Raw genomic sequence first — 17129 nt, forward strand, 5'->3', positions numbered from 1 at the left:
AAGCTAACCAGTACTAATTGCCCGTACGGCTTGTCCCTATAACCTTAGCAGGTACAGAGGATAAGACGGTACAACGTTGCGTGTGTGTTGATACTACCAGTCATTACCCCGATCTTTGCTTCTTCCAGATTCAGGCTTTGTCGCTCCATCGAGGACAAATGCCGGTACAAGTTATGCCTGATGACCATAGCAAGTTGGTCCCACCCCTTCCCATCCCGAACAGGACCGTGAAACAACTTTGCGCCGATGATAGTGCTGCAACCAGTGTGAAAGTAGGTTATCGTCAGGCTTGTTATTTGGAGAAACAGCCCCCGGCTGTTCCTCCTAGAAAAAAACCCGTCAAGCAATTGGCGGGTTTTTTTTCGTCTGCAGGTTTGTTGACGCCGGTGGTGTTGTCGGATTACGGCCTGCGGCCTAATCCGACCTACGCTCATGTAAAGTCCAGTAGGTCGGATTAGCGTAGCGTAATCCGACAACATTGTTGGCATCGCGGGATCAGCTACCGCGGTAAGTGGAATACGACCATGGCGACACCACCAGCGGCACGTGGTAATTCTCATCCGTATGCGCAATGCCAAATGAAAGCGTTACCAGGTCGATGAAGCGGGGCGAGGGCAGTTCCACGCCCTGGGCGGCGAAATAGTCGCCGGCATTGAACACCAGTTCATACTGGCCCGCTTTCATGCTGTCGCCTTCCAGTAAGGGCGTGCTGCAGCGGCCGTCGCTATTGGTCATATCCATCTTCAATAACACTTTGCCTTCCGGTGCGACCGAAAACAGGGCGACCTTGACGCCGGCTCCCGGCTTGCCATGGGCGATATCGAGTACATGCGTGCTGAGTTTTCCCATTTGCTATCCTGTATATAGGGTGAGTGAATGTGCTTATCGTGCAAATCATATACCGGTGACTGCGTCGGGCTATATGATTGGGCATATAGCCAACATTGTCCTCCTATAGGCGCGCCTCCGCATGAACAATTACGAACATTATCCACGCGACTTGATCGGCTATGGCCGCACGCCACCCCACCCGCAATGGCCGGGCAAGGCCCGCATCGCGCTGCAATTCGTCCTCAATTATGAAGAGGGCGCGGAAAACAGCGTGCTGCATGGCGATCCCGCCTCGGAAACGTTTTTATCGGAAATGATCGGTGCGGCCGCTTTTCCCGCGCGCCATCTGAGCATGGAGTCGATTTACGAATACGGCTCGCGTGCCGGCTTATGGCGCTTGCTGCGCATGTTCGAGGAGCGGCGCCTGCCGCTGACGGTGTTTGGCGTATCGATGGCCTTGAAACGCAATCCGGAGGCGGTGGCCGCCTTCCAGCAACTGGGACATGAAATCGCCTGCCACGGCTTGCGCTGGATTTCCTATCAAAACATGGATGAAGCGACGGAACGCGAACACATGCGCGAAGCCGTGCAGATCATCCGCGAATTGACGGGGTCCGCGCCGCAAGGCTGGTACACGGGGCGCGATTCTCCGAATACGCGCAAACTGGTGGTCGAGCATGGCGGTTTCCGCTATGACGCCGATTATTATGGCGACGACTTGCCATTCTGGGAAAAGGTGGCATGCACGGATGCCGCCGGCATGCCGGCCGTGCAGCCGCAATTGATCGTACCCTATACCCTGGACACGAACGACATGCGCTTTGCCGCCATGCAGGGCTTTAATTCGGGCACGCAGTTTTTCGATTATCTGAAGGATGCCTTCGACGTGCTGTATGCAGAAGGCGATCCGGACGGCTTGAATCAACCCAAGATGTTGTCCGTGGGCTTGCATTGTCGCCTGGTCGGGCGCCCAGGACGGGCCGCGGCACTGGCGCGCTTTCTCGACTATGTGCAGGGCCATGAGCAGGTGTGGATCACGCGCCGCATCGATATCGCCGAACACTGGCATGCGACGCATCCATTCCAGGCCTGAGTTCTATTGAAATGGGGTGATAAGTAAAATCAGTCTTTGCATATAGTTGTCCCATATGCCGGTGTTAATCTCCTATACTGGGACTATACCGAGGCCAGCATGTCAGAACCGATCCGTTTTTATTACCGTGGTGCCGTACAGGAAGTACGCGACGCCGCCCCTACGCAGACTGTGTTGCAGCACCTGCGCGAGGATTTGCATTGCACGGGCACCAAGGAAGGCTGCGCCGAAGGCGATTGCGGCGCCTGCACGGTGGTCATCGGCAGCCTGCTGGATGGCCAGGTCGAGATGAAGGCCGTCAACGCCTGCATCCAGCTCATCCCCACGCTCGATGGCAAGGCCCTGTTTTCCGTGGAAGACTTGCAACAGCCCGACGGCGCCCTGCACCCGGTGCAGCAGGCGATGGTCGAATGCCACGGTTCCCAGTGCGGTTTTTGCACACCCGGCTTTGTCATGTCCTTGTGGGGCATGTACCTGGAGAAAAACGGCGCGACGCCCACGCGCTGTGAAATCGACGACACCCTGTCCGGCAATCTGTGCCGCTGCACGGGTTACCGGCCCATCATCGATGCGGCCAGACGCATGACTGAATTACCGCACGTCACGTTTGATCGCGATACCCTGGCGCAGCAATTGCAGGCCCTGCAGCGCGGCAGCGTGACTACGTATGAACATGGCGGCCAGCACTTCCATGCGCCGCGCACTATTGACGAACTGGTGGCGCTGCGCGCGGAAAAGCCGCAAGCATGCTTGCTGGCCGGCTCCACCGACATTGGCCTGTGGGTGACCAAGCAACTGCGCGACCTGGGCGACATCATTTATCTCGGCAACGTGGCCGCACTGAAAACCATCGCCGTGGATGATGGCAAGCTGCACATTGGCGCCGGCGCCAGCCTCAACGATGCCTATGCGGCCCTGTGCCAGCATTATCCCGAAGAGCTGTCGGAACTGTGGCAGCGCTTTGCTTCCTTGCCGATCCGTAACGCGGGTACTTTGGGCGGCAATGTGGCCAATGGCTCGCCGATCGGCGATTCGATGCCATGGCTGATTGCGCTGGGCAGCGATATCGTGCTGCACGGTCCTGCCGGCCAGCGCAGCATGCCGCTGGAAGATTTTTATCTTGGATATCAAAAGAAGGATCTGCAGCCAGGCGAGTTCGTCGAAGCCGTGCGCGTGCCATTGCCCCGTGCCGACGTGCATTTCCGCACATATAAGCTAGCCAAGCGTTTCGACCAGGATATCTCTGCCGTGTGCGCCGCGTTCGCCTTCCAGCTCGACGGCGAGCGCATCATCGATGCGCGCATCGCCTTTGGCGGCATGGCGGCCACACCGCAGCGCGCCGCGCAAACGGAAGCGTTTTTGCGCGGACAGGCGTGGACGGAAGAGAACTTGCTCGTCGCCATGCGTCTGCTGGCCGACGATTACGCGCCGCTGTCGGACATGCGCGCGTCGAACACCTACCGCATGACGACGGCGCAAAACCTGTTGCGCCGCTTCTGGCTGGAAACACGCCCCGGTGCGCCGCTGCTGCGCACCGCCGTCAACGCCTACGCTTGCCGCGCCTGAAAGGACCAGCATGAACCATCCTGCCACGCCCGAACTGCAAGCGGCCGCCTGGGCCGCCGTGGGCAAGCCCAGTCCGCATGAATCGGCGCAATTGCATGTGCTGGGGCAAGCCACGTACACGGACGATATCGCCGAATTGCAAGGCACCTTGCACGCAGCCTTGGGCCTGTCGCAAAAGCCCCACGCGCGCATCACGGCCATGGACCTGTCCGCCGTGCGCGCCGCCACGGGTGTCGTCGCCGTCTACACGGCGCAAGACATTCCCGGCACCAATGATTGCGGTCCCATCATCCATGACGACCCCATCCTGACGGCGGAACTGGTGCAATACGTGGGCCAGCCCATCTTCATCGTGGTGGCCGATACGCATGACCATGCGCGCCGCGCCGCCCGCCTGGCGCAGGTATCGTACGATGAATTGCCCGCGATCATGACGCCGCAAGCGGCCAAGGCCGCGCAATCGTACGTGCTGCCGCCGATGCGGCTGACACGCGGCGATTACCAAGCCGCGTTCGAGGGCGCGCCGCACGTGGTCAAGGGCCAGCTGTATGTAGGCGGGCAGGAACAGTTTTATCTGGAAGGACAGATTTCCTACGCCATCCCGAAGGAAGCGCAGGGCATGCTGGTGCTGTGTTCGACCCAGCATCCGAGCGAGATGCAGCACGTGGTGGCGCATGCGCTGGGCGTGCACTCGCACAACATCACCGTCGAATGCCGGCGCATGGGCGGCGGTTTCGGCGGCAAGGAATCGCAGTCGGCCCTGTGGGCGGCGGCCGCATCGATTGCGGCGGCGAAACTGAAGCGCCCCGTCAAATTGCGCGCCGACCGTGACGACGATATGCTGGTAACAGGCAAGCGCCACTGTTTCTACTATGAGTACGAAGTAGGCTACGACGACGATGGCCGCATCCTTGCCGCCAAGGTCGACATGACCACGCGCGCCGGCTACTCGGCCGACCTGTCCGGCCCCGTCGCCACGCGCGCCGTCTGCCACTTCGACAATACCTATTACCTGTCCGACGTGGACATCCGCGCCGCCTGCGGCAAGACGAATACGCAGTCGAACACGGCGTTCCGGGGCTTTGGCGGGCCGCAGGGCGCCATTGCCATCGAGTACGTGATCGATGAAATTGCCCGCCATTTAAAACGCGATGCGCTCGATATCCGCCTGCTCAATTTCTATGGCCGCAACGATGCGGAAGGACGCAACGTCACGCCGTACGGGCAAAAAATCGTCGACAACGTGATCCACGAACTCGTCGCGGAACTGGAAGCGAGCAGCGATTATCGCGCGCGCCGCCGGGCAATCGATGCGTTCAACGAGGCCAGCCCCATCCTGAAGAAGGGCCTGGCGTTCACGCCGCTGAAATTCGGCATCGCCTTCAACGTCACGCATCTGAACCAGGCTGGTGCGCTAGTCCACGTGTACGTGGATGGCTCCGTGCTGGTCAACCATGGCGGCACGGAAATGGGGCAGGGCATCAATACCAAGGTCATGCAAGTGGTGGCGCATGAGCTTGGCCTGAACCTGGACAAAGTGCGCGCCACGGCCACCGATACGAGCAAGGTGGCGAACACGTCGGCCACGGCGGCGTCCACGGGCGCCGACCTGAACGGCAAGGCGGCGCAGGATGCGGCGCGCCAGATCCGTGAACGCCTGGCCGAGTACGCGGTCAAACTGTACGGCGGTGAGGCCGCTTCCGTGCGCTTCTTCGACAACCATATCCACGTCAATGGTCACGTCGTTGCGTTTGCCGAGCTGGTGCAGAAGGCGTATCTGGCTCGCGTACAACTGTGGTCGGACGGTTTTTATACCACGCCCGGGCTGTCGTGGGATGCGAAGACGATGACGGGCCATCCGTTTTCCTATTATGCGTACGGCGCGGCCGTGGCCGAAGTGGTGGTCGATACCCTGACGGGCGAATGGAAGCTGCTGCGCGCGGACGCCTTGTACGATGCGGGCCAATCTCTCAATCCTGCCATCGATCTGGGCCAGGTGGAAGGTGCATTTATCCAGGGCATGGGCTGGCTGACGACGGAGCAGTTGTGGTGGAATGCCGCAGGCAAGCTGATGACGCACGCGCCATCGACCTATAAAATTCCCGGCATTTCAGATTGTCCGGAAGATTTTCGCGTCCAGCTGTTCCAGAACCGTAACGTGGAAGACAGCATCCACCGTTCCAAGGCCGTGGGCGAGCCGCCGCTGCTGTTGCCGTTTTCCGTGTTCTTTGCCATCCGCGACGCCATTTCCAGCGTCGGTCATCACGCCGTGCAACCACCGCTGAATGCGCCTGCCACCAGCGAGGAAATCCTCAAGGCGGTGATGGCCGTGCAAGCGGCGCATGCCGGCGCATAGGGGCAGACGATGAGCGACTGGCTGACAGCAATCGAGAATGACACGCAGGCATCCGTGCTGGTGACGGTTGCGCTGGTGGAAGGTTCCGGACCGCGCGAGGCGGGTGCGAAGATGCGCGTCAGCCTCGATGGCCAAGTCGATACCATCGGTGGCGGCCACCTGGAGTTGCGCGCCGTGGAAATCGCCAAGACCATGCTGGCCACGGGTGATACCCATGCGCGGCTCGAGCGTTTCGCGCTGGGTCCCAGCCTGGGGCAATGCTGTGGCGGCGTCGTCCACCTGGCTTTTGAATACGTCGATGCCAGTTTGCAAGAATTGCTGGCCGCCTTGCGCGAACGCCGCCAGCACGACAGCTGGCGTTTGACGGCGCTCGATGGTGAACCCGCCTCGGCCCTGTTCGACGCCGCCGGTCGCTTGATCGCCGGCACTGGCGAACAGGCGCCTGACACGTTTTTGCGCGAGCGCACAACCCATGTCGCTCAGGATAGCAAAGGGCGGCGCTGGCTGGTCGACCCTTGCCTGGCGCCGCGCGCGCACCTGACCTTGTTCGGCGCCGGCCACGTGGGTGCCGCCATCGTGCGTGCGCTGGCCCACTTGCCCTGCAATATCACGTGGGTCGATGAGCGCGAGGACATGTTTCCTACGCAACTACCTGATAATGTCCGCATCGCCGCCACCGATACGCCCGAGGAATTTGTCGCCATGGCGCCGCCGGGCGGCAGTTTTCTCGTCATGACGCACAGCCATGCGCTCGATCAACGCTTGACGCAAGCCATCATGGAGCGCGAGGATGCTGGCTGGTTCGGCTTGATCGGTTCGCACACGAAACGCAAGCAGTTCGAGCACCGCCTGCGGGTGCGCGGCGTGCCGGATGAGCGCATTGCCGCCATGGTGTGTCCGATCGGCATGCCTGGCATCCGCAACAAGGCGCCGGCCGTGATCGCCGCGTCCGTTGCCTGTCAATTACTGATGGTGTGGGAAGAGGCGGCCGCTGCCGCCCTGGCCGCACCGCTGCGGCTGGTCTCTGCCAGCGCGCCGCTGCGGCGCCCAGCACGCGCCGCCATTCACCCCTTATAGAAAGAAGCCATGCCGATTGTTCCTGCCACATTGCAAGCTTACCGAGCCAGCTTGCTGCACTTCCACGCCGATCCCGCCTTCAGCGAGGAGGCGCATGCCTGGCATGCGGACGGCTTGCTGATCGTGGCCGATGGCAAGGTCGTGGCAGCCGGCGACTACGCTTCATTGCAGGCAACTCTGCCGCCCGGCACGCAGATCGTCGACTACCGCGGCAAGCTGATCGTGCCCGGTTTCATCGATACGCATCTGCACTTCCCGCAGACGGAAATGATCGCCTCGCCCGCACCCGGTTTGCTGCCGTGGCTGGAAACGTACACCTTTCCGACCGAGCGCGCGTTTGAGAATCCCGAGCATGCGCGCAACGTGGCTGAGTTTTTCCTCGATGAACTGCTGCGCTGCGGCACCACCACGGCCATGGTGTATGGCAGCGTGCATCCGCAATCGGTCGATGCCTTCTTTGGCGCCAGCGAGGCGCGCGGCATGCGCATGGTGGCGGGCAAGGTCATGATGGACCGCAATTGTCCCGAGTTCCTGCGCGACACGGCCGAGTCGGGTGCGCGCGACAGCGAGGCGCTGATCCAGCGCTGGCACAAGCACGGCCGCTCGCTGTACGCGATCACGCCCCGTTTCGTGCCCACGTCCACGAATGAACAGATGCACCTGGCGGGCGAGCTGGCCCGCGCCTATCCGGATACGTATTTGCAGACCCACGTATCGGAAAACGAGGATGAGTGCCGCTGGGTGCGCGCACTGCACCCGCAGGCGCGCAGTTACCTCGACGTGTACGACCAGTACGGCATGCTGCGCCCGCGCGCCATGTTCGGCCATTGCATCTGGCTCGACGAGCGCGACCGCGCGCGCATGGCGGAAACATCGTCGGCGGCCGCCATTTGTCCTACGTCCAACCTGTTCCTCGGTAGCGGCCTGTTCGATTTCGAGCGGGCCGATGCGGCGAAAGTGCTGCTGTCGCTGGCCACCGACGTGGGCGGCGGGACCTCGTTCTCAATGTTGCAAACAATGAACGAAGCCTATAAAGTAGCACGCTTGAAAGGCAGCTATCTGCCCGCCTTGCGCATGTTTTACCTGGCGACTCTGGGCGCCGCGCGCGCCATGCAGCTGGAAGGCACCCTGGGCAATTTCACGGCTGGCACGGAAGCGGATTTTATTGTGCTCGACAAGCAATCGACGCCGCTGCTCGAGCGCCGCACGGCCGGCTGTCAAAGCCTTGAGGAATTGCTGTTTGCCTTTGCGCTGCTGGGCGACGACCGCGCCGTGGCCGCCACCTATTCGGGCGGGCAATGCGTGCATGTGCGGGGGCAGGGCTGACCTACCCGTTGTTCAACACGAATTATCCTGAGCGAGAACGCGAATGCACAAGAAACTCACTGGCCTGGCGCTTGGCGCCGCGCTGGCATTGACCGGAACGGCGCAGGCCGCCAAGGCCGTGCCCACCCCGTCTTCCAACGAAGCGGCCACCGCGCGCCATTTTGCCGCCCTGCTTGCAGGTGCGCAGCCGAAGACAGCCGAGCTGAGCCTGTTCTTTTCCATGATGCCCAAGGGCGGCGACTTGCATCACCATTACTCGGGCGCCATTTACGCCGAGCAATTCCTCGACTGGGTCGACAAGGAAAACTATTGCGTCAACAAGACGACTTACCGCATCGAAAGCAACAAGGATGTCGTGGCGGCCGAGCGCGCCAAGCCGGCCGCGCAGCGTGGCTGCCTGTCGTCCACGGAAGTGTTTGCCGATGCGGGCTTGTATGCGGATTTGCTGCAGCGCTGGTCGACCAAGGATTTCTATAACCACGGCGCCATCCAGACGCCGCCGGACCGCACTTTTTTTGACACCTTCGGCTACTTCGGCCCTGTCGCGTCGAGCAATACGGCCGACGGCCTGAAAACCCTGAAGCAGCGCGCCATCGCGGAAAACCTCAGCTATATCGAGACGATTTTCGAATTGTCGCCATTCGTGCAAAACACGCAGTTCGACCAGCAGGTGCTGGCGCCGGGCTTGCAGCCGGCAGCGTTGCAAGCCGTGCTGGCCAACTGGTCGCAGAATCTGGAGCAGGATGCCAGCTTTCAGAAAAGCATCACCGCCTACAATGACAACGTCAACGCCAGCAGCGCCGGCATCGACGATGCGAACTTCACCATGCGCTACCAGGCATATGTGCTGCGCTTCTTGTCGCCATCGCAAGTGTTTTCCTCGATGGTGGCCGCGTTCAAGGCGGCGAGCGTGAATCCGCTGCTGGTGGGCGTGAACATCGTGGGCCAGGAAAGCGTGAATGTGTCCATGCGCGACTACAGCCTGCACATGGAAATGTTCAAGTTCCTCAAGGCCAAATATCCGAACGTCAAGATCGCCCTGCACGCCGGCGAGCTGGCGCTGGGCATGGTGCCGCCGGAAGGCATGGCATTCCATATCGCCGAAGCCGTCGATGTGGCGGGCGCCGACCGTATCGGCCACGGCATGGATATCGCGTACGAGCACAATGCGCTGGCGACCATGCAAAAGATGCGCGAGCGGGGTATCCCCGTGGAAGTGAATCTGACCAGCAACGATTACATACTCGGTATCAAGGGCCAGGCCCATCCGATCACCCTGTATCGCAAGTACGGCGTGCCGTTCGTGATCTCGACGGACGATGCGGGCGTGTCACGCAATACCCTGTCGAATGAATACGTGCTGTTTGCCAGCCAGTACAAGACCGACTATGCGGAAATCAAAAAGCTGTCCTATAACAGCCTGCGCTATTCCTTCCTGGCGGAAGCGGACAAACAGCGTTTGCTCAAAGCGCTCGATGCCCGCTTCACACGTTTTGAGGCGCAAATTGCCGCGGCCGACCAGACTGGCAAGCGTAATAAACCGTAAGTTGCGCGACGTTCGCAACCGATATTCTCTGACGGCCGGATATTCCGGCCGTTTTCCATTTCTCCCCTCAAATCCCCGCAATATCGTTTTGTTAATTTTGTGGCGGCCATGCGACACAATTAACGGCAGATACACGACTTTATCCGATTTCGTGGATGAATCAATTTCAAGTACATATTGCTCATTTATAATCTCGCGCCATAAGCCCGGACGCTGTCAGCACGATATCAATCCAGCTAGTTACCCTATGCTATTTATATTTTAAATATATAAATATGTAAAAAAAATCGTATTTGTCATCCATTTTTCGATGATGCATAGTGAGATGAAGATGATATTAAAAAGTCACAATTCATCTGAGCGATATCGTATGAAGATGGGTATTTGCAGTAAATAAAGGTGAGATGCAGAATGAAACAAACAGTCGCGCGCTTAAATGACGACATTCTTCTGTATTTTGCCGCCGTGTCACAGTCTTGAAATATTTAACAATTACACTCGCGGCTTGCCATGTTAGCCGGGTAAGCATGTGGGATGAATGACACAGGTGCTAGCGCCCTGGGTCGTACGGATCGGACGCAGTTTTTCCGCCGTTATTGTCTGGATATGAATAGTTGTGATGTGTGGAACGGCGTTTTGTGATGGTCTTGTCAGGACCGCAGCCAGTCCAGCCGGCGTAACAGTTGCAGCATCGTAAAGAGGAAATGTTGTGTTTGTGTTGCTGTGCGGCGCAGCCGGATGGTGGGCAATCCAGGATTTTCAAAAATAATAGTCTTTTCTGGGGTTAAAGATGATCAATCACAAGCGACTTCGGCTAACGCAAATCGCGTTAAGCCTGTCTATTGCACTGGCAGCGGCACCATCGTTCGCACAGAACACTACGTCTTCCATCGGCGGCCGTATCTCGGCCAATGACGGCAAGCCGGCAGCTGGTGCCACCGTTACCATCGTGCACACCGAGTCGGGTTCCGTCAGCAATGTAACGACCGATGCGGAAGGCCGTTACGTCGCGCGCGGCCTGCGTGCCGGCGGTCCATACACCATCACCATCACCAAGAATGGTGAAGTGGAAAAACGCGAAGGCGTGTACGTGCAATTGGCTGAAACGGCCAATGTGGACGCCACCCTGGGCGCACAGATGCAAACCGTGAACGTCACGGGCACGGGCGCACGCGCACAGATCTTTAACCGCAGCAATATGGGCGCCGGCACCAACATTGGTGCCAATGAGCTGGCCATGCAAGCGTCGATCCAGCGCAATCTGCAAGATTACGCCCGTTCCGATCCGCGTGTTTCGCAAACGGACAAAGAGCGCGGCGAATTGTCCGTTGCCGGTCAAAACTCGCGCTATAACTCGATGACCATCGATGGCGTGGCCGTGAACGACACCTTCGGCCTGGAATCGAACGGCAGCCCGACGGCCAAGCAGCCGATCTCGATCGATGCGATCCAGTCCGTGCAAGTGAACGTCGCCAACTACGACGTGACGCAAAAAGGCTACACGGGCGCCAACATCAACGCCGTGACCAAGTCCGGTACCAATGATGTCAAGGGCAGTGTCTATTACGTGTTCCGTAATGACAGTATGGCGGGTGACCGTTACGACAACGTCAAAGACAGCTATTACGCACCAGCACCATTCCGCGAAACGACCAAGGGCATTTCCGTTGGCGGCCCGCTGATCCAAGACAAGCTGTTCTTCTTTGCAAACAAAGAAAAGCTGGAAAGTACCCGCACGGCACCAAACTTTGGTCCGCTGGGCAGCTCGATGACGAACGTCGGCGTTACCGAATCCGCTATTGCGGGTTTACAGACGATTGCCAAAGAAAAGTACAACTTGCCAGTCGGCACCACCACCGTGCCTGCCGGTACGAAGTTGACGGTTGATGATGTCTTGCTGAAACTGGACTGGAACATCAACGACAACCATCGCGCGATGGTTCGCTATTCCAAAACCGATCAGTCCGAGCCGATGTTTACCGGCGTAACGTCAAGCGGTATCGCCTTGAACTCGGCTTGGCGTTCGCAGGAAAAGTCGATCGAAACCATCGTCGGCCAGTGGTTTGCCGACTGGACGCCAAATTTCTCGACGGAATTCAAAGTATCGTCGCGCGACTATGAAAGTCTGCCGAAGAACAATTCCACCCTGCCAACCATGTCGCTCAAGTTTACGGGGGCCTTACCGGCGGGATCGCCTGCAGGCGTGTCGACCAACGACCGTTTCCTGAACTTCGGTACCGATCAGTCGTATCAGTTTAACGTCTTGCGCACCAAGACCAAGGATGCCTACCTGGGCGCGAACTGGGCCCTGGGCGATCATGAAGTCAAGTTCGGCGGCGACTTCAGCAAGAACGATGTCTACAATGCGTTCCTGCAGAACATCAATGGCAACTACACCTTCGGCTGTATCAATAATGTCGGATACTCGTTTGTCAAACCAAACGCGGACGGCAGCACTACTTTCAATTGCAACAGTTCAGCCGCTCTTCAGGAACAAGCCGTACTGGAAAATTTCCGTACCGGACGCCCGAGCTCTTACCAAGTGCAAGTACCATTGGCAGGCGGTTCCCTGGAAAACGCCATTGCTGATTTCAGCCTGAAAAACTATGGCTTCTTCGCCCAAGACGTATGGACCGTCAACAAACAGTTGACCGTGCAGTATGGCGTGCGTGTCGACAAGGCCGCCATCAGCGACCGCCCGCTGTATAACGCTGCCGCGGCGGCACCTATGGTTGCTGGCAACCCGCAGACCGGCAAGGTACAAAGCGGTGGTTTTGGCCTGAACAATACGCAAACCATCGATGGACAGACACTGTGGCAACCACGCGTGGGCTTCAACTACAAGTTCGACAGTGCCCGTCCAACCCAATTGCGCGGTGGTTTCGGCCTGTTCCAGGGCGCGGCGGCCACGGTATGGATGTCGAACCCGTTCGCTAATCCTGGCGTGGCAACCCGTATCGTTGGTTGCGGCACCAGTGGCTTCAAGGCTTGCCCATCGGTAGGTGGCTTGTTCAATCCTGATCCGAACGCTCAGCCGACGAACTTCGCTGATGCCGCACCTGCAGCCAACGTCGACTTCCTGTCGCCTAACCTGCGCCAGCCATCGATCTGGAAGGGCAACCTGGCGTTCGAACATGAGCTGCCATGGATGGGTCTGGTTTTCGGCGCGGAATATCTGCGTACCCAAAACAAGGATGCCATTTACTACGAGCATCTGAACCTGGGTGCAGCGACGCGTACCGGTACCGATGGCCGTGAGCTGTATTACTCGAATACTGCCTACAATACGAATTGCTGGACTTCGACCGGTGGCTTGTCGTCGACCAATGCGGGTTGCTCGGGTTCCTTCGCCAAGGCACTCAAGAACCCTGCGTTCAACAACGTCATGGTTGCGCAGAAAACGGACAAAGGCGCAGGCAATCTGGTGACCCTGTCGGTCAGCCAGCCGATGACCAAAGGCTTTGGCTGGTCGGTTGCCTACACCTATACAGATGCAACGGAAGTGTCGCCGCTGACCTCGTCGGTATCGACGTCGAACTTCAACGCCCGTTCGATTTTCAATCCGAATGAAAACGTCGCCGCCAATTCCGGCTACCTGGTGAAAGACCGCTTCAATGCTGTGTTGAACTTCCAGAAGCGCTTCTTTGATAACTACAAAACCAGCTTCGGCCTGTTCTATGAAGGTCGCAAGGGTAAGCCATACAGCTGGACCTACAGCAATGACTTGAACGGTGACGGCGTCAGCGGCAACGACTTGATGTACATCCCATCGAAACCAGGTTCGGGCGAAGTGGTATTCCGTGGCGACACGGCAACCAACCACGCTAACGAAGACCGTTTCTGGTCCTTGGTCAATGCCAATGGCGACCTGCGCAGTTCGAAAGGCGGCGTGGTGAAGCGTAACGACAGCTTCTCGCCTTGGACCAACAGCTTCGACATGCGTGTCAGCCAGGAAGTCCCAGGCTTCTTCAAAGGCAACAAAGGCGTGTTCACGATGGACTTCTTCAACGTGGGCAACATGATCAACCGCAAGTGGGGCCGTATCAATGAAATGGCTTTCCGCTCGGCTGGTGGTCAAACCCGCAGCTTTGTTGATTTTGCCGGCCTCGATGCTCAAGGCCGTTATATCTACCAAGTGCGTGACAAGGTAGAGGACTACACCGTGCGTCAACAAAAGGGTGAATCCCAATGGGCGATCCAAGCTACGGTCAAGTACGAGTTCTAATCTCGGCGTCTGACTGAAGTTGCAAACGGCTGGTGGCGACACCGGCCGTTTTTTCGTTTTATGTTGTGCTTTCTTGTCATACTCTGATGGGCTTGCGGCGCACGGCGTCCCCCCGGATGAGATAGTCTTTTTGAATACTGATAACCATGTGGGGACCATGAAACATCATCTGACACCATTCGCCGCCGCAGCGGCCCTGACCTTGCTGCTGGCCGCCTGTGCCGCACCTACCGCGCCTTTCGCGAAGTCCGTCGATATCAACCTGGTCGCCCTGAACGATTTTCACGGCAACCTCGACCGCAGCAAATTCACCTATATGAGTGCCGCCGATGCCGAGCGCAAGACGGTGCAGGCCGGCGGCATCGATACCTTGTCTGGTGCATTGACGGCGTGGCGGCGCGAAGATGCGCAGCTGATTTTTGTCGGCAATGGCGACCTGGTCGGCGCCAGCCCCGCCATGTCGGCGCTGTGGGCGGACGAACCGAGCATCGTCGCCATGAACATGCTGGGCATGAGGGCCAGCTCCGTCGGCAACCATGAATTTGACCAGGGCAAGGCGGAATTGCTGCGCCAGCAGCGCGGCGGTTGCGAGTCCTCGCGCGCGGACAAGGCGTGCAAGTTCACGCCTGACTTCAAGGGCGCCAGCTATACGTATATGGCCGCCAATGTCATCGACACGCAAACGGGCAAGTCCCTGCTGCCCGCCTACCGTATTGAAGAGGCGCATGGCGTCAAGGTGGGCCTGATCGGCGCCGTGCTGAAAGATACGCCGTCCGTGGTGACGGCCGCCGGCATTGCGGGCCTGCAGTTCGGCGACGAGGCGGACGCCATCAACGCCACCTTGCCGCAGCTGCGCGCGCAGGGCGTGGGCGTGTTCGTCGTGCTGCTGCACCAGGGCGGCGAGACGAAGGAAGCCGTCGACCAGCCCGATTGCAGCCACTTGAAGGGCGAAGTGGTCGACGTGGTGAAACGCCTCGATCCGGCGATTCAGCTGGTCGTCAGCGGCCATTCGCACCAGGGCTATCTGTGCCGTGTCGATGGCCGCCTGGTGACGCAGGCGCAGATGGGCGGACATATGCTCACGCGCATCAAGCTCAAGGTCGATCCCGTCAAGAATGCGCTGATCGATGCCAGCGCGCAAAACGTCGTCATGTTGCCGGGCATGTATGAGCCGGACCCGGCCGTGGCAGCCTACCTGGAATCGGTCAAGCAGCGCAGCGCGGCGGAACTGTCGCGTCCCGTGGCCGCCATCGCCGTGCCGAACGTGGGCCGCAGCACCAAGGGCAGCGGCGCTTCCCCGCTGGGCGACCTGGTGGCCGACAGCACCCTGTTCGGCGCGCGTGCTGCCGGTGCGCAAATCGGCCTGATGAACAATGGCGGCATCCGCAAGGACCTGGAAGCGGGCGCCGATCTGATGACGAACGTGGGCCAGAATCAGGCCGTGGTGCCATTCGGCAATACCTTGATCGTCGTCAGCCTGTCCGGTGCGCAAATCCGCGCCTTGCTCGAACAGCAATGGCCGGGCGCCGAAGCGGAAGAGGGCAACTTGCTGCAAGTATCCGAAGGTTTCAGCTACCGCTGGGACAGCACGCGGCCGCAAGGCCAGCGCGTGCTGCCGGGCAGCATCATGCTCAATGGCATTCCTCTTGAAGACAATCAACAATACCGAGTCGCCGCCAACAGTTTCCTTGCTGGCGGCGGTGACCGCTTCACCGTGCTGGCGGCCGGCACGCGCCGCCTGGACACGGGCGTGCGCGACATCGACGCCTTCAGCGACTACCTGATCGCCCGCGCCCGCGCCGGCAAGCCCGCTGGCAGCGCCACGGCGGCCGGCCGCATCGTGCGCGTCAAATAATTTACAAGGAATAACCATGCGTCGCTTATTTGTTTCCGTTCTTCTCTCCACCCTGTTCGCGGGCACGGCCCACGCCGATTTCGCCATTCCCGGCTTCGAGCTGGTGCACACCTCGCCCGTGGAAACCACGTTGACGAATCCCGACTTGCGCGAGCCCGTCGCCGTATGGACCGAGCTGTTCGATGGGGCAAAAAAAGAAATCGTCATCGCCCAGTTTTATGCCGTCAGCAAGCCGGGTACGGCTTTTGAAAAAGTGCTGGCCAGCCTGACGGCGGCCGGCCAGCGCGGCGTAAAGATCCGTTTCCTGCTGGACCAGAAAGGCGTGGGCCTGTCGGAAGCGGCGACCATCGCGCAGATCAAGGCGATTCCGAACCTGGACTTGCGCCTCATCGATTTCAACAAGGTGACGGGCAACGGTATCGTGCATGCGAAATACCTGGCCGTCGATGGCCAGGTGGCGTACATTGGCAGCCAGAATTTCGACTGGCGCTCATTCGAGCACATCCATGAAACGGGCTTGAAGATCACGGAACCGGCCATGGTGAACCAGGTGCAAGCCATCTTCGAACAGGATTGGCAGGCTCAGGCCTTGACGTCGCAAGGCAGCCGCGCCACGGTGCTCAACAGCAAGGTAGTGCCCGCCAACTATGCGCAAAATGCCTTCCTGCTGGCCAGCCCGAACGCCTACAACCCGGCCGGCGTGGGCGACTCGGAAACGGGCTTGCCCGCCTTGCTGGCGCAAGCGCAAAGCGAGGTGCGCATCCAGCTGCTCGATTACGCGCCGTTGTCCTATGGCCCGAACCGCACGCGGCCGTATTACGCCGTGATCGACAACGCCGTGCGCGCGGCCGCCCAGCGCGGCGTGAAGATCAAGCTGATGGTGTCCGCCTGGAATACGGAAGCGCCCGCCATCGCCTACCTGAAGAGTCTGGCCCTGGTGCCGAACGTGGAAATCCGCATCGTGACGATTCCTGCGGCGTCGACCGGTTTCATTCCGTTCGCGCGCGTGATCCACAGCAAGACCATGACCATCGACGGCAAGCTGGCCTGGGTCGGCACGAGCAACTGGGCCGGCGGCTATTTCGACTTGTCGCGCAACCTGGAAGTGGTGCTGCGCAACGAACAGATGGCACAGCGTATTGCCGCGCTGCATGAGCAGACGTGGAGCTCGGCGTATGCGCAGCCCATCGATATCAACAAGCAGTATCCGAAGCCGGCCAAGGCCGCGCCGCAAGGCAAGGAGTAAGGGTGAAC

The 17129-nt window shown here is 59.5% G+C and carries 10 protein-coding genes and 1 rRNA gene; 10 read left to right on the forward strand and 1 reads right to left on the reverse strand.

Annotated features, from left to right (window positions below):
- The first annotated feature begins 176 nt into the window (after nucleotides 1-176).
- Nucleotides 177-289: ribosomal RNA gene (gene rrf / locus BLU39_RS19045) — 5S ribosomal RNA — on the forward strand.
- Between the two features lie 206 nt (nucleotides 290-495).
- On the opposite strand, the gene uraH is transcribed toward rrf, so the two are convergent.
- Complete coding sequence (uraH, locus tag BLU39_RS19050) at nucleotides 496-849, reverse strand: hydroxyisourate hydrolase (RefSeq protein ID WP_086140153.1); 354 nt, start codon at nucleotides 847-849, stop codon at nucleotides 496-498.
- 121 nt (nucleotides 850-970) lie between these two features.
- Between uraH and puuE the strand changes: the two genes are divergently transcribed.
- From puuE to BLU39_RS19095, 9 genes are all read left to right on the forward strand, one after another.
- Nucleotides 971-1924: an allantoinase PuuE gene (puuE, locus tag BLU39_RS19055; RefSeq protein ID WP_092715793.1), complete on the forward strand. Its 954-nt coding sequence runs from the start codon at nucleotides 971-973 to the stop codon at nucleotides 1922-1924.
- Nucleotides 1925-2023: 99 nt separating this feature from the next.
- The gene (xdhA, locus tag BLU39_RS19060) at nucleotides 2024-3490 is read left to right on the forward strand and encodes a xanthine dehydrogenase small subunit (RefSeq protein ID WP_092715795.1); all 1467 of its coding nucleotides are present in this window, start codon (nucleotides 2024-2026) and stop codon (nucleotides 3488-3490) included.
- Nucleotides 3491-3500: 10 nt separating this feature from the next.
- Nucleotides 3501-5846 carry a xanthine dehydrogenase molybdopterin binding subunit gene (gene xdhB / locus BLU39_RS19065; protein ID WP_092715797.1) on the forward strand — a complete coding sequence of 782 codons (2346 nt, stop codon included), beginning with the start codon at nucleotides 3501-3503 and terminating at the stop codon, nucleotides 5844-5846.
- Between the two features lie 9 nt (nucleotides 5847-5855).
- Nucleotides 5856-6923 (forward strand): xanthine dehydrogenase accessory protein XdhC, encoded by a 1068-nt coding sequence (xdhC, locus tag BLU39_RS19070; protein ID WP_092715799.1) that lies wholly within the window; start codon nucleotides 5856-5858, stop codon nucleotides 6921-6923.
- A gap of 9 nt (nucleotides 6924-6932) precedes the next feature.
- Nucleotides 6933-8249 carry a guanine deaminase gene (guaD, locus tag BLU39_RS19075; RefSeq protein WP_092715801.1) on the forward strand — a complete coding sequence of 439 codons (1317 nt, stop codon included), beginning with the start codon at nucleotides 6933-6935 and terminating at the stop codon, nucleotides 8247-8249.
- Between the two features lie 43 nt (nucleotides 8250-8292).
- On the forward strand, nucleotides 8293-9795 hold the full coding sequence (locus tag BLU39_RS19080) for an adenosine deaminase family protein (RefSeq protein WP_092715803.1): 1503 nt from the start codon (nucleotides 8293-8295) through the stop codon (nucleotides 9793-9795).
- 790 nt (nucleotides 9796-10585) lie between these two features.
- On the forward strand, nucleotides 10586-14020 hold the full coding sequence (locus BLU39_RS19085; RefSeq protein ID WP_034754504.1) for a TonB-dependent receptor: 3435 nt from the start codon (nucleotides 10586-10588) through the stop codon (nucleotides 14018-14020).
- Between the two features lie 157 nt (nucleotides 14021-14177).
- A complete protein-coding gene (locus tag BLU39_RS19090; protein WP_254789014.1) occupies nucleotides 14178-15875 on the forward strand; it encodes a bifunctional metallophosphatase/5'-nucleotidase in 1698 nt (565 codons plus the stop codon).
- 16 nt (nucleotides 15876-15891) lie between these two features.
- The gene (locus BLU39_RS19095; RefSeq protein WP_092715805.1) at nucleotides 15892-17121 is read left to right on the forward strand and encodes a phospholipase D-like domain-containing protein; all 1230 of its coding nucleotides are present in this window, start codon (nucleotides 15892-15894) and stop codon (nucleotides 17119-17121) included.
- Nucleotides 17122-17129: the final 8 nt, after the last annotated feature.

The sequence above is a fragment of the Janthinobacterium sp. OK676 genome (assembly GCF_900103595.1).
GTDB lineage: Bacteria > Pseudomonadota > Gammaproteobacteria > Burkholderiales > Burkholderiaceae_D > Janthinobacterium.

Coding starts and splice junctions, on each gene's coding strand:
- uraH (WP_086140153.1), bottom strand. CDS start 849: ATGGGAAAACTCAGCACGCATGTACTCGATATCGCCCATGGCAAGCCG.
- puuE (WP_092715793.1), top strand. CDS start 971: ATGAACAATTACGAACATTATCCACGCGACTTGATCGGCTATGGCCGC.
- xdhA (WP_092715795.1), top strand. CDS start 2,024: ATGTCAGAACCGATCCGTTTTTATTACCGTGGTGCCGTACAGGAAGTA.
- xdhB (WP_092715797.1), top strand. CDS start 3,501: ATGAACCATCCTGCCACGCCCGAACTGCAAGCGGCCGCCTGGGCCGCC.
- xdhC (WP_092715799.1), top strand. CDS start 5,856: ATGAGCGACTGGCTGACAGCAATCGAGAATGACACGCAGGCATCCGTG.
- guaD (WP_092715801.1), top strand. CDS start 6,933: ATGCCGATTGTTCCTGCCACATTGCAAGCTTACCGAGCCAGCTTGCTG.
- BLU39_RS19080 (WP_092715803.1), top strand. CDS start 8,293: ATGCACAAGAAACTCACTGGCCTGGCGCTTGGCGCCGCGCTGGCATTG.
- BLU39_RS19085 (WP_034754504.1), top strand. CDS start 10,586: ATGATCAATCACAAGCGACTTCGGCTAACGCAAATCGCGTTAAGCCTG.
- BLU39_RS19090 (WP_254789014.1), top strand. CDS start 14,178: ATGAAACATCATCTGACACCATTCGCCGCCGCAGCGGCCCTGACCTTG.
- BLU39_RS19095 (WP_092715805.1), top strand. CDS start 15,892: ATGCGTCGCTTATTTGTTTCCGTTCTTCTCTCCACCCTGTTCGCGGGC.